Annotated in this window: 10 protein-coding genes; 3 read left to right on the plus strand and 7 right to left on the minus strand. The window is 71.6% G+C overall.

Annotated features, from left to right (window positions below):
• Positions 1-304 precede the first annotated feature (304 nt).
• Positions 305-1,054, plus strand: a complete 750-nt coding sequence (locus tag GT042_RS07110) for a GntR family transcriptional regulator (RefSeq protein ID WP_161307854.1) — start codon at positions 305-307, stop codon at positions 1,052-1,054.
• Positions 1,055-1,157: 103 nt separating this feature from the next.
• Here GT042_RS07110 and GT042_RS07115 read toward each other — a convergent pair whose 3' ends face one another.
• Together GT042_RS07115 and GT042_RS07120 are read right to left on the minus strand one after the other, a co-directional pair.
• On the minus strand, positions 1,158-2,330 hold the full coding sequence (locus tag GT042_RS07115) for a CaiB/BaiF CoA-transferase family protein (protein WP_161307855.1): 1,173 nt from the start codon (positions 2,328-2,330) through the stop codon (positions 1,158-1,160).
• Positions 2,330-3,340 (minus strand): MBL fold metallo-hydrolase, encoded by a 1,011-nt coding sequence (locus GT042_RS07120; protein WP_202532463.1) that lies wholly within the window; start codon positions 3,338-3,340, stop codon positions 2,330-2,332. The genes GT042_RS07115 and GT042_RS07120 overlap by 1 nt, the downstream gene beginning before the upstream one ends.
• A gap of 155 nt (positions 3,341-3,495) precedes the next feature.
• On the opposite strand from GT042_RS07120, the gene GT042_RS07125 reads away from it, so the two are divergent.
• The gene (locus tag GT042_RS07125) at positions 3,496-4,371 is read left to right on the plus strand and encodes a CoA ester lyase (protein ID WP_161307856.1); all 876 of its coding nucleotides are present in this window, start codon (positions 3,496-3,498) and stop codon (positions 4,369-4,371) included.
• Between the two features lie 51 nt (positions 4,372-4,422).
• Positions 4,423-6,594 carry a TerD family protein gene (locus GT042_RS07130; RefSeq protein ID WP_161307857.1) on the plus strand — a complete coding sequence of 724 codons (2,172 nt, stop codon included), beginning with the start codon at positions 4,423-4,425 and terminating at the stop codon, positions 6,592-6,594.
• Positions 6,595-6,712: 118 nt separating this feature from the next.
• On the opposite strand, the gene GT042_RS07135 is transcribed toward GT042_RS07130, so the two are convergent.
• The 5 genes from GT042_RS07135 to GT042_RS07155 form a co-directional block, all read right to left on the minus strand.
• Positions 6,713-7,651, minus strand: a complete 939-nt coding sequence (locus GT042_RS07135) for an NADP-dependent oxidoreductase (protein ID WP_161307858.1) — start codon at positions 7,649-7,651, stop codon at positions 6,713-6,715.
• Positions 7,652-7,702: 51 nt separating this feature from the next.
• Entirely contained in the window at positions 7,703-8,077 is a 375-nt protein-coding gene (locus tag GT042_RS07140) for a hypothetical protein (RefSeq protein ID WP_161307859.1), read from the minus strand.
• 460 nt (positions 8,078-8,537) lie between these two features.
• Positions 8,538-8,909, minus strand: coding sequence for a hypothetical protein (locus GT042_RS07145; RefSeq protein ID WP_161307860.1), 372 nt, complete (start codon positions 8,907-8,909; stop codon positions 8,538-8,540).
• 112 nt (positions 8,910-9,021) lie between these two features.
• Positions 9,022-10,851 (minus strand): right-handed parallel beta-helix repeat-containing protein, encoded by a 1,830-nt coding sequence (locus GT042_RS07150; protein WP_345943702.1) that lies wholly within the window; start codon positions 10,849-10,851, stop codon positions 9,022-9,024.
• Positions 10,852-11,190: 339 nt separating this feature from the next.
• The coding region (locus GT042_RS07155) for a right-handed parallel beta-helix repeat-containing protein (RefSeq protein ID WP_161307861.1) at positions 11,191-13,008 on the minus strand (1,818 nt) is incomplete at its 5' end.

Raw genomic sequence — 13,008 nt, forward strand, 5'->3', positions numbered from 1 at the left:
GGGACCACCGGGTCGGCGCCGCCCCCGCCGCCGCGCTCGCCCGGCGCCTCGGTGGCTCGACGGCCGTGGTGCCGGGCGCGGGCCACGTGGCGTATCTGGACGCGCCGGAAGCCTTCGCCGCCACCCTCACCGCGTTCCACCGCGGCGCCGCCCCGGAGCCCGACCGGTGAGAGCCGCCAACTGTGCCTCCCCGCAGGTCCGTTGATCCGCCGGACCGATGCGACACTCGTAGATCCCGAAACCCTCCACCGGTCACCGTCCGGCGCTCACCACGCGCCGCGCGCCGAACGACAAGGACAACGACATGCCGCCGCAGTCCCGCCGCCTCAGGAGCACCGCCACCGACGGCGGCGCGCCGAAGCCCGCGAAGCCGGCCAAGACGGTCAAGGCGCCCACCAAGCGCGACCACATCGCCACCGAACTGCGCCGGATGATCAGCGAGGGCGAGCTGCCCCGGGGCAGCCGTATCCAACAGGACGTCCTCGCCTCGATGTTCGACACCAGCATCACCCCGGTCCGCGAGGCGCTCCGGCTGCTGGAGGCCGAGGGTGTGCTCGTCGGCGAACCGCACAAGGGCGTCCGGGTCGCGGACGCCGAGTACGAACAGGTCAAGACGGTCTACCTCCTTCGCCGTCTGATCGAGCCGTACGCGATGCAACGCGCCGCCCGGCGGCTCTCCCCGCTCGACATCGACCTCGCGGAACGGCTGGTCGCGGACATGGAGCAGGCGGCCGAGGAAGGGGACCGGGCGCGGCTGAACGCGGCCAACTACCAGTTCCACTTCCTCTTCTACGCCAAGTGCGGCAACGAGGGGCTGGCGGCGGAGATCGACCAGCTCTGGCAGAAGTTCCCCTGGGACGTGCTCCAGGTGCTGCACGACCGCGCCGACGAAACGTCCAACGAGCACCGGTCCATGCTGGCCGCGGCGCGGCTCGGTGACGGCGCCGCGCTCGCGAAGGCCACGGAGTGGCATCTCTCGCGCAGCTTCCAGGCGCTGGGGCGGCACTTGACGGGCCGGGAGGTCGCGGACCCGTTCGACGTCGACAACGACTGACCCGGCAGCGCGCCTTCTTCGACAAGGCCTCGCCCCGAAGCCGTCCGGCCGCCCTTCCTCGGTGAGGGGGACGACCGGACGTCCGCTCCGGCGGTCCGGGGGCCTATTCGGCGACCGGTACGGGCGCCGGCGCCTCGGGGAGCCCGAGTTCGCGCAGCACTTCGCCGGTGTGCTCGCCCAGCGCGGGCACCCGCCGCCCGCCCGGCGGCTCCGGCACCCGGTGCAGCGGTGAGGTGACCACCCGTACCGCCCGCCCGTCCGGCAGCGTGGCCTCGGACCAGCGTCCGGTCGCCTCGGCCTGCGGATGGGCCAGGACGTCGGCGATCTGGTTCAGCCGCGCGTACGGTACGTCCGCCGCCTCCAGCCGGGCCGTGACCTCGGCCGTGGACAGGGTGATGAGCCGTGCCTGTACGGCCCGTTCGGTGCGTTCCCGGTGCCGTACCCGCGCGCTGTTCGAGCCGAAGGCCGGGTCGTCGAGCAGCTCCGTGTGGTCGAGCACCGTACGGCAGAGCCGCTGCCACTGGCCCTCGTTCTGCACCGCGATCAGCACGTCCTGGCCGTCGGCGGTCGTGTACGGGCCGTACGGCGCGATGCTGGCGTGCCGCATCCCGGCGGGCGGCGGCGCGGATCCCGAGTGCAGTTCGGCGAGGAGGAGCGGACTCATCCACTCCAGCAGTACGTCGAAGAGCGCCACGTCGATCCGCCGGCCCACGCCGGTCCTCTCCCGCGCGTACAGGGCCGCCGTGACGGCGCTGAGCGCGTACGTCCCGCCCGCCAGGTCGGCCAGCGAGACACCGGGTTTCGCCGGGGTCTCGGGCGTGCCGGTGGCGGAGATCGTACCGGCCTCGCCCTGCACCAGCGCGTCGTACGCCTTGCGGTCGGCGTACGGTCCGCTCGGCCCGTAACCGGACAGATAGCAGCGCACCAGGCGCGGGTTGAGCTCCGCGAGCGCCTCGTCGGTGATGATCCGGTTCAGCGCGCCGGGCGCCAGGTTGCACACCAGTACGTCGGCCCCGGCGAGCAGGCGGCGCAGCGCGTCGCGCCCCGGCTCGGACTTCAGGTCGAGCACGACGCTGCGCTTGCCCCGGTTGAGCCACACGAAGTGGGTGGACCGGCCGTACACGCTCTCGTCGTAGCCGCGCGCGAAGTCGCCGCCGCCCGGCCGCTCGATCTTGATGACCTCGGCGCCGAGGTCCGCCAGATGGCGGGTGCACAGAGGGGCGGCGACGGCCTGCTCGACCGCGATGACCCGGATGCCCCGCAGGTCGCCGGTCATCAGCGGCCGAAGCGCAGCACGGTACCGACCGCGGGCTGCACGTAGTGGGCGGACATGTCGGTGGACAGCCGGGTGTGGGTGCGCAGTCCGCTGCAATGCATCGGCATCACGGTGGCGACCTCCAGTTCGGCGAAGGCGGCGGCGGTCAGGTCGACGTTCTCCGCCGGGGTGGTGGGGAAGCCGAGATGGAAGCCGCCCATCACGGCGCGGACGGGCTTGGGCCCGCACACGGCGCGCGCCTGGTGGATGGTGTTGACGACGCCCGCGTGCGCGCAGCCGGTGAGGACCACGAGGCCGGCGCCGCGTACGTCGATGACCAGGCCCATCTCGTCCATCACCTCGTCGCGGCGCAGTCTGCCCTCCGGCGAGACCTGGTAGAGGCCGGGGGCACCGGGCTTGAAGGCGGGGGCGGCGCCCGCCTCGAAGGGGACCTTCCGGGGGATCACCCCGGTGGTGTGCACGCCGCAGCCGAGGTCGAGCGAGTCCTGGGTCAGGACGGGCACGCCGCCCGACCGCTCGACCTCGCCGAAGCGGAACGCGGCGTTGTAGACGGAGGAGGTGCGGCCGTCGCCCATCACGGCGTAGCGCGGGAGTTCCGCGTCGGCGTGGGTGGCGACGGGGATGCGGCGTCCCGCGAGGTCGAGGAAGCGGTGGATCCCGCCGAAATGGTCGGGATGTCCGTGGCTGATGACCACATGGTCGACGGAGGCGGGGTCGACGCCGAGCACGCCCATGTTGTGTTCCAGCACGGTGCCGGTCAGGCCGACGTCGAACAGGACGCGGGTGGTGTGGCGGCCCCGTACCGCCTCGACCAGGAAGCTGATGCCGTTCTCCGCCTGGGGCGGGAGGCGCTTCGGGTCGAAGTGCTCGATCAGTCCGTAGCGGGAGACGCAGTGGTCGTCCCCGCCCCCGGTCCCGCTCCCGCCTGTGGGGCTGGCCTGGTCGGGCAGCAGCATGTCCACCTGGTTCTCGACCAGCACGGTAATCGTCACGCTGTCGGCTTCGAACACGCCGTGGTCCTCCCGTAGTTACGAGTCCGGCTCACGAGCCCGGAGGCCACGACCACTTTCGTACGTGGGGTCCAGGCCTGAAGTATGGTGAGTCGTAAGCTACATCATCGACCTAGAAAATGCATCATCTGATTCATGATGTGCAAGGAGTGCCCATGCCTGGTCAGCCACCCCGCTCCCACCTGTACGTTCCCGCCGACCGGCCCCGTTTTCTGCGGGCCGCGAACCGCTCCGGGGCCGACGCGCTCATCCTCGATCTGGAGGACGCGGTCGCGCCGTCGAAGAAGGACGAGGCGCGGGCGGCGGCCGTCTCCTTCGCCGAGGAACGGGGCGGAGACGACGGGCCCGAAGTGTGGGTACGGATCAACGAAGGGGCCCGCGGGCTGGCCGACGCCCGCGCGCTGCTCGCCACGGGATGTGTCGACGGGCTGTGGGTCCCGAAGGCGGCGGCGGGGGCGGACCTGGACACACTGATCGCGCTGGTCGCGGCCGGAGGCGGTGTGCGGTCCGGCGCCCCGGCCGTCGCCCTCGGACTGCTCGTCGAGAGCGCCGTCGGACTGCTGTCCCTCGGCGCGATCGCAGGCCGCCCCGGGGTACGTCACCTCCAACTCGGCGAGGTCGATCTGCGCGCGGACCTGCGCATGGCCCCGGACCCCGTCCCCGGGGACCGGTTGCTGGACTGGGCGCGCGGACTCACGGTCGCCCACACGGCCGCACACGGCCTCGCCTCCGCCGTCGCCCCCGTCTCCGTACACACGTCGGACATCGAGGGGTTCCGCGCGTCGAGCACACACCTGCGCGGGCTCGGGTTCCAGGGTCGCGCGTGCATCCACCCGGACCAGGTCGTGGTCGCCAACGAGGTCTTCGGAGTCGACCCCGCCGAACTCGCCGACGCGCACGCCCTGCTCGACCTCTTCGAGGACCGCGTGAGCGCGGGCAGCGGCGCGTTCCGCGACACCCACGGCGCGATGGTCGACGCGGCGACGGTCCGCCGCGCCCGCGAACTCACGGGCCGTCCCGACGCGAACTGACCGCCGGTAAACCCGGTGCGTCGGCTCGTACACCTCTGCGATCATCCACGGATGGCGCACCCTCTCGAATCGCTGGTCATCCGGCACACCCACCGTCTCTCCCTTCCTGAGGGCCCCGCCGGGGAAGGGGCCGCCGCCGCGCGGCAGTTGGACGTGGCGCTGGCTTCCGTGGGGTTCAAGCTCTCGGGGGAGTTGCTGGGGCGGCTGTCGGGGTTGGCGGAGGACGTGGTCGTGGACACCGCCGAGCGGGCGCTGGCGGCCGTGGGGGTGATGGTGGGTGACCACGTCCGCCACAACGCGTACTTCATCGACTTTCCGGCCAACGTGCCCGACACCGAGGACTTCTGGATGCGGTGTGTGGCGACGGCGCTCGCCGACGAGGAGTCCCGGGAGAACGTGCTGACCCAGTTGGCGCACGGAGTGGTGGACCTGCTCGGGCTGCCCACGTACGGCCGGTACCAGCACACCTACGAGGAGATGCTCGCGGCGCAGGACGAGCTGATCGCCTCGGCCGGTGACCGGGTGACCGTACTGCACCTCGGGCGGGGCCTGGACGGCGAACTCACCGACCTGTACCTCGCCTTGGCGGGCAGTACGACACCGCTGGGCGAGGAGCACCTGCTCGACCTCGCGACCCTCGCCGGGTGGGGCGCGCTCGGTCGCCAGCCCGAGTCGATCCCCGTCCGGGAGAACCGGGCCGTGGTCAACGCCGCCCGTCTCGCCGTCGGCGCCGGCCTCCTGCTGGACACCGTCACCGACGTGCTGCGGCTGGCCTGCGCGCTGTCGGGCGGTGACGTCACCCTGCGGGAGCCGACCCGCTTCCGCGCCCTGTCGCGGCCCGCTCGCCGCGCGCTGCTCGCGGGTCTCGACGCCGTGGTCGCGGCGAACCCCGCCAAGCTCGCCGACGTGCACGCGCACCGCGAGCCGTTCAAGCGGCTCGGTGAGCGGCTCCACCCGCACGAGTACCCCCGCTGGCCGCACGCCGCCGACGTGTTCGCGGTGGCGCGGGGCGAGAAGGAGGCGCGGTCGTTCGACAGCCGCGCCGAGGAGCTGCTCGGCGACGTCGACGTCATGGGCGCGGTGCGGCTGCTGTCCTCCGCCCCGGGCAAGCTCTTCCGTACGCTCGATCTCCTCCTGCGGATCAGCGCCGGCCAGGACGAGCGGGACGCGGTGGTGGCCGCCGCGGTGCGCGTCGCTCCCGAGGTGTCCGGCCGGGTCGTGCTCTCCGTACGCGAGCACTTCCAGAACCGGGAGCGGGAGACCGGCGCGCCCCGGATCTTCGTCAACAGCCGGGGCCGCGGCTGGGCCGCCCCCGACGTCAGGCCGCCGGTCCCCGCCGCGGACCGCGACCGTCTGATCGCCGCCCTCGACGCCGAGATACGCCGCAGGCTCCCGGCGCCGGGCCGGCTCCTGCTCGACCCCGACGTCCTCGACGTGGCGCTCCCGCTCAGCGGCCGGGCGACCGCGGCGGGGCTCGGCGTCCTGCCCCGGGGGTCGGTCTCGGCGGTCGACGGCGAGCATCTCCGCTTCTTCGTGTACTGGAAGGAGGCCGAGGAGAGCACCGACTACGATCTCTCGGCGCTGGTGCTCAACTCCGACTACGGCACCGAGTCCTGGCTCTCGTACACCTCGCTCACCGCCGTCGGGGGCGAGCACTCCGGCGACCTCACGGAGGCACCCGACGGCGCCTCCGAATTCATCAACCTGTCCCTGGACCGGGTGCGCGGCACCTTCGTCGTCCCGCAGGTCCACATCTACGCGGGCGAGGGCTTCGACGACGTCGAGGAGTCCTTCTTCGGCTTCATGCTGCGCGACGGCGAGCAGAAGGGCCGGCCCTTCGAGCCCCGTACGGTACGGATGAAGTCGGAGCTCCGCGGGGCCGGCCGGGTGGCGCTGCCGCTGGTGTTCCGCCGCGACGACGACGGCCGGTGGCACGCCATGTGGCTGCACCTGTACCTGACGGGCCTCTCGTCGGAGAACCGGGTCGAGGAGCACCAGGTGTCGGTGTCCAAGGTGGTGCGCGCCGTCGTGGAGCGCGAGCACCTGACGCTGCGACACCTGGTCGGCCTGATGTCCGACGGCGCCACGGCGGTGGAGCTGTGGGACGGCGGGCCGGTCCCGGGCGAGCCCGTGACGTACATCGGCATCGAACGTCCCGAGGGGCTGCACCCGGACTCCCGGGTCATCACCCTCGAAAACCTGCGCGACGTGATCCCGGGCTGAGTGCTAGCGTTGCCGACGGCGAGGCCATGAAGGGGCTTCCTTCTCAATTCCTGCTAAGAAACAAGCTCTTTCGCTTTCCTCGCCCATAGTCTTGCTCCCGCTCGCGACGGGGAGGCGCCTACGCGGTGCCTTCCGGTACGACGCGGATGATCGTCCTCCCGGGGCCGCGCCGGCCGGCCGGGCCCGGCGCGAACGCCGCGGGCGCCTCGGCGAGCGGACGCACCTCCCCGACCGCCGGCGTGAGCCGTCCGTCCCTCACCCGCTGTACGAGGCCGGTGAGCGTGGCCCGGTCCGGTTCGACCACGAAGAAGACGGCCCGGCCGTCCTCCGGCCTGACCGTGGGCGGCGCGGCGATGGTGACGAGGGTGCCGCCGGGACGTACCAGAGCGGCCGAGCGGTCGAGGATCTCGCCGCCGATGACGTCGAACACGACGTCGACCTGTCCGGTGTCCTCCAGCCGGTCCGCCCGGAGGTCCACAAAGGCGTCGGCGCCCAGGCCGAGAGCGGTGTCGCGGTCGGCGGACCGGCCGGTGGCGATCACCCGCGCGCCCACCTCGCGGGCCAGTTGGACCGCGATCGACCCGACGCCGCCGACGGCTCCGTGGACGAGGACCGTCTGCCCCGCCGTGAGCCGCCCGTGGTCGAACAGACCCTGCCACGCGGTCAGCCCCGAGACGGGCAGCGCGGCGGCCACGACGTGGTCGACGTCGGCGGGGAGCGGCGCCAGGTTGCGGGCCTCCACGGCCGCGTACTCGGCCAGGGATCCGTCACGGGTCCAGTCGGCCAGGCCGAAGACCCGCTGGCCGACCGTGAGGCCGGTGGTGCCGTACCCCAGCTCGGCGACCACCCCCGACAGCTCGTGCCCGGGCACACTCGGCGTACGGTCGCGGCCGGCGCGGTCGGTCCACGTCGCGGGCCAGGACAGCTCCCCGCGCGTGAAGCCGGCGGCGTGCACGCGCACGATGACGTCGTTCTCGGCGGCGTGTGGGTAGGGGAGTTCCGTCAGGGCGAGTCCGCCCGTACCGGCGTCTCGGTCGTGGACGGTGACGGCCTGCATGAGAACTCCTCTTGACGGGTGATGGGGGGCCCGGTCACGTACGGTCGCGCGCTAGCCGGTGCGCCGTGCGACGACGTGCTCCAGGAGGTCGATGTGATCGGGCAGTGTGTCCAGGCCCGTTTTCCGCTCGCCGAGGCGGACGGCGGTGTCGTACGCGGCGATGGCGTGAGCGCCATAGGCGTCGACCAGCGCGACGTGCACCGTATACGTCTTTCCCGGTGAGGAATTCAGCCCTGCGGGCAGATCGTCGCATTTCCATGTCGTGAATGCCGTGACGGTGCACGGGTCACCCGGAATGAAATACGTATCGTTCGCCGGGTCCTGTACGACGGCCCACAGGGCGTGCGAACCCGGTAGTCCGTTGACCGTACCCGACAGCCTCAGGGCCGCCCCCAGCCGGAGACCGTCCGGCTGGTCGATGTCCACGCTGGGCTGCGGGCCCCCTCCGAAGGGGGGCGGGCCGGGCGGCGGACCCGGCGGCCTCCCGTCGTCGCGGCCCATGTCCCTGGCCCCGTTCCGGCCCGTGCCGTCCGTCATTTCGGAGACAAGAATCGTCCCCATGACTCCGATGATCGCGACAACGACGGCCACCACCCCATTGGCGGCGATGGGATTCCGCTCCCACCAGGAAGGCCGGGCGGCCGGCCGCGTACCCCCGCTGCCCGCGCTCGCGCCGCCGCCCTCCTCTTCGCCGTGCATTTCCGTTCCCTCCGCCGCGCGGACCGTTCCTGGAATACGAGAACGGAATCCGTTCGGGAAGAGACACGAACCCGCGCGAGAATCATCCATTCACGGGAGCGGGGAGGGGGGCGGGGCGAGGCCGGAGGAGTACGCCCGCGCGTGAAGTCCGGTGTCTCACCCCGGGGTGCCGGTGGGGGAGGCGGAGTCAGATTCCCGGTCCGTAGCCCGGATCCGGGTGCTGTCGCGGGGTCCACCACTCCAGGAGGCCCCAGATCCCGAGCCCGAGCGCGGCCACGGCGAGGGGCACCGCGATCCAGGGGCGCCCCGTCCAGCGTGTGGCCAGAGCCCAGGCCCCGAACGGAAGGAGAGCGCCGCCGAGCGTGATGAGGGGGAGGTCGACGTAGATCACACTCAGATCCTGGGCATGGCGTTCGAACCCGCCGTCGATGCTGAACGCGGCCCGCGGCGCCCAGAGGAACGGCGCGATCGCCGCGCCGAGGCCGGCCAGAAGGCATCCGGCGCCGACGGTGGTGTTCGAAGGGGTGCTCGTGGTCTCGTCCCGTGGATCTTCGCCCATGTCAGTGACGGACGCCGAAGGCACGAGGCGTGGTTCCGTACCGAACGGTCAACCGTCCGGTACGGTCCGATGATCGGACCAGAGATCGGGCCGATCATCGGACCGGGCAGGGTCAGCCGGTGATCTTGAACGTGGACGGCGAGTCGTTCTGCTGGGCGACCTGGCCCGCGAACAGGTTCTTGATCGTGTTACCCGTGAACTTCCCGGTGCCGGTCACCCCCTTCGCCACCCAGATGCCCTGCTTGGCCGGGCGGTCGATGGTGTTGTTCGTCAGCGTCAGGTTGACGCGGGGTCCGGTGACGCTGAAGCCCGCGGCGAGCGACCCCCGGATGATGTTGTCGGTCATGGTGACGTTCGAGTAGGCGTTCGGGAACAGCGAGGTGCTCGACGTGGACCCCACGTTCGCGCCGTACCGAAGGCCGTTCCAGCCGCCGCCACCGTTCAGGACGTTCCCGGTGATCGTGGCGGACTCCAGGGGGTGCCCCGTCTCGCCGAACACGCTGACTTCCAGGGCGTTGTTCGAGGACACACTGTTCACGAGGTTGTTGCGCACCTCGACGTTCTTGCCTCCGGCGACCCGGATGCCGTTGGCCCACCAGGGGGCGATCGCGGTGTTGTTGAGGATCTTCGCGCCGGTCACCTGGCCGTTCGTGCCGCTCGCGCCCGCGTCGGAGTACGTCGCGAAGGAGTCGTCACCGGTGTTGCGGGCGAAGTTGTTCTTCACCGTGATGTTCTGGCCGAGCTTGTTCGCGTTCGGCGTGTTGCCGTTGTTGATGTTGAAACCGTCACCGTAGCTGTCCGCCGTCCGGCTGTTCTGCACGACGCCGTTGGTGCCCGACAGCCAGTTGGCGTCGATGTGCCGCGTCCAGATCCGGTCGACCAGCCAGCCGGTGCCCTGCGCGTTGACCCCGTAGTCCGAACCGCCGTCACCGCCGATGCCCCGCCAGACCGCGTTGGCGTCGATCTGGAGATCCGTCAGCGTCGTGCCCGTACCGATCGAGATCTGCGAGCGCCACGAGCCGGCCGGCAGCGGCACCTTGCGGTAGAGGGTGGTGTACCACATGCCGGCGCCCTGCACCTTGACGCCGGTGAAGTCCAGCGGCTTCGACACCAGGCTGTTCGTCAGGTACTTGCCCGCCGGGATCCACACCGACTTCTTCTGCGTCCGGGCGGCGTCGACCGTGGTCTGGATGGCGACCGTCGAATCCTTCGAGAAGTTCGGGTCCGCGCCGTTGCTCACGACCGAGATCGAGTTGGCCGGCTGGGCCAGGGCGGCCCCGACGTTCTCCAGATCCACGGAATCGACGTCATAGACGGCGGCCGTGTTTCCCGAGTCCTTCTGGAGTTTGATGGTGCTGCCCGCGGCGATGGGAGCACCCGTGACCCGGACCGGGAACTCGTTGTAAAAGCGGTAGGCCACTCCGCCCGCGCGGGGGTCGTCCGGGTTCGTCGTCGCGCCGCGGTAGTTCCACGCCTGCCGGGAACTCAGGGTGATCGCCTGGCGGAACGTGCCGTTCACGTACAGGTTCAGCGACGCGTCGATGCCGCCGCCCGCCGCCGAGTCCGGAATGGAGGCGCGTACCACGAGCGTATTGGCGTTTTTGCCGGTGCTGTTCGGCAGTGTCACCGAATCGCCGTTGGCCTTCAATTCGACCAGCGAATAGCCGGAGGCCTCGCCTTCCAAGGTGGCCTTGGTCGGTGCCGCCGCGCCGGGGGCGATCGAACGGACGCGGGCGCCGCCGCCCAGCGTTCCGGTCTCGGCCTCGACCGTCACGAAGGGGGTGGTGGCGCCGGCCGCGGCGACGATCTGCGGCTCGGACAGGGCCTGAGCTGCGACAGCCTTCGTGGCGGACGCGGTGGCCACGGACTCGGTGCGAACGATGCCGCTTTGTACGGACAACGCGCCTGCGGCAAGCAGCGCGAGGCCGCATATGCCAGGCACTATTTTGCGGTACATGTTTACCCTCTGGTGGGATGGGCGACTGTGGGGGGATCGCCGGACCGCGAGCGGATACTGCCCGAAGGGTCCTCGGGAGTCGGGACGGTGGGGATGTGCCGCCCGCTGTGCCGCTCTCTGTGCCGGCGGTTCGACCAGACGATTCGACTATACGTCCGTGATTGAACTGCTGATCTTCCGGCCCGTCAACTCTCCTCGCTCCGTGAGAATATTCCTCACGCTGAGCGCAATACCGCGTACGAGGTGTAGCCCATTACCCGGCGGTATCGAAGTGAATATCGCCCCTGTTCGCACCCCTTCACGGAGGCGGCGGGCCATCGCCTTCTACGGCAAGTCCTGGGTCTCCAGGCTCATCAGCTCCGCCTGGGTCGGAGCGCCGAGTTCCGCCACCCGCTGCGCCTGGCGTTCCGTCATCTCCTGGAAGGTCTGGCGCGCGGTACGGCCGTTGCCGAAGCCCTCGTCGCGGGGGAGCCGCTCGAAGAGCCCCGTCAGGGCCTCCCTGGCCGCCGGCGTCAGCTCGTACCGGTGTTCCCTCGCCTGGTGTTCGAAGATCGAGACGAGTTCGGGCGCCGCGTAGTCCTCGAACACCAGCGTCCGGCCGAAGCGGGAGGACAGACCCGGATTGGAGTTGACAAAACGGGTCATCTCCTCGGGATAGCCCGCGGCGATCACCACGATGTCGTCGCGGTGGTCCTCCATCAGTTTGACCAGGGTGGTCACGGCCTCCAGGCCGAAGTCGTTGCCGCCGCCCGGCGGCGCCAGCGCGTACGCCTCGTCGATGAAGAGCACCCCGCCCAGCGCCCGGGTGAACGCGGCGGTCGTCTTGGGACCCGTATGACCGACGTACTCCCCGACCAGGGCCGTACGGTCCACCTCGACCAGGTGCCCGCGCCGCAGCAGCCCGAGCGCCTTGAGGAGCCTGCCGTACAGCCGCGCGACCGTCGTCTTGCCGGTGCCCGCGTTGCCCGCGAAGACCAGATGGCGGCTGAGCGGCGGGGCCGGCAGCCCGGCCTCCTCGCGGCGGCGGACGGTCCGCATCAGCTGGACCAGCGAGCCCACGTCGTGCTTGACCCGGTCCAGACCCACCAGCTCCTCCAACTCGGCCAGCAGGTCGTCCAGATGCTCCTCGTCGGCCTCGGGGTCCTCCGAGGAGGCCGAAGCGGGGGAGGAGGTCCCCGGCGAGGAGGGCGCGGGAAGGGCCGTCGGCGCGGTGTCCGTCCCGGGCCGTACGAGCGGCGCCCCGTCCGCCGTGCAGTCCTCCAGTACGGGCATGGCCCCCGCGTCCTCGCCCAGCGCCTCGGCGCAGTCGCGGATCCGGCACTGCCGGAAGACCGGCTCCGCCGACGCCCCGACGTGCAGGGCCGGGAAACCCGCGCCCGTCACGTCGAGCGAGGTGAAGGTGCCGCCGGCGCCCTCGGCGAGGAAGACACCGTTCTTGGCGGGGCGGTGGATCCGTACATCGGTGAACGACGGTTCCGCCCCCGTCCATACGACGATCCCGGAGCCCGCGCACTCCTCCACCGACCCGCCGGTCACCGTCACGTCCGCCCCGGCGTCGACCACCACACCGGCCGCCCCCGCGCCGGTGATCCGGACGCCGGTGAGCGCGGCGGCGCCGCCCTCGGCGATCTGGACGCCGGTCTCGGCCGTGGCGCTCACCGTGGTGTGCTCCACGCGTGTCCCGGCGGCCGAACCCACCACGAGGCCGGAGGCCGCGCCGTCGATCCGGCAGCCCGTGACCGTCGCGGCGGCCCGGTCGAGGACCGCGACCCCGGTCATGCCGAGGCCGCCCAGCGCGCAGTCCGTCAGCTCCGCCCGGGCCTCGTCCGTGACATGGACGCCGTGTTCCGCGCCCTCACGCACCAGGCAGTCGGTCAGGCGCCCGGTGGCCGTACCGGACAGGTGTACGGCGCTGAACGCGCTGCGGTCGATCCGGCAGTCGGTCAGCAGCGCCTCCGCCCCGTCGCTGACGAGCAGCCCGTTGGCCCCCGCGCCGGAGACCACGCACCCGTGCGCCGTCAGCGCGGCCCGGCCCGCCACCACCAGTCCGCTGGCCCTCGGCTGCCGGATCCGGACGTCGGTGAGTTCGGCCCGCGCCGCGCCCGTGAGGTGCACGCCCGCCGAACCCGGCGCGTCGATCCG

This window comes from Streptomyces sp. SID3212 (genome assembly GCF_009865405.1).
Lineage (GTDB): Bacteria > Actinomycetota > Actinomycetes > Streptomycetales > Streptomycetaceae > Streptomyces.

Excerpts from the sequence above, each read along its gene's own strand:
- GT042_RS07130 (WP_161307857.1), top strand. The coding sequence starts at position 4,423 with ATGGCGCACCCTCTCGAATCGCTGGTCATCCGGCACACCCACCGTCTC.
- GT042_RS07115 (WP_161307855.1), bottom strand. The coding sequence starts at position 2,330 with ATGACCGGCGACCTGCGGGGCATCCGGGTCATCGCGGTCGAGCAGGCC.
- GT042_RS07110 (WP_161307854.1), top strand. The coding sequence starts at position 305 with ATGCCGCCGCAGTCCCGCCGCCTCAGGAGCACCGCCACCGACGGCGGC.
- GT042_RS07125 (WP_161307856.1), top strand. The coding sequence starts at position 3,496 with ATGCCTGGTCAGCCACCCCGCTCCCACCTGTACGTTCCCGCCGACCGG.
- GT042_RS07135 (WP_161307858.1), bottom strand. The coding sequence starts at position 7,651 with ATGCAGGCCGTCACCGTCCACGACCGAGACGCCGGTACGGGCGGACTC.
- GT042_RS07145 (WP_161307860.1), bottom strand. The coding sequence starts at position 8,909 with ATGGGCGAAGATCCACGGGACGAGACCACGAGCACCCCTTCGAACACC.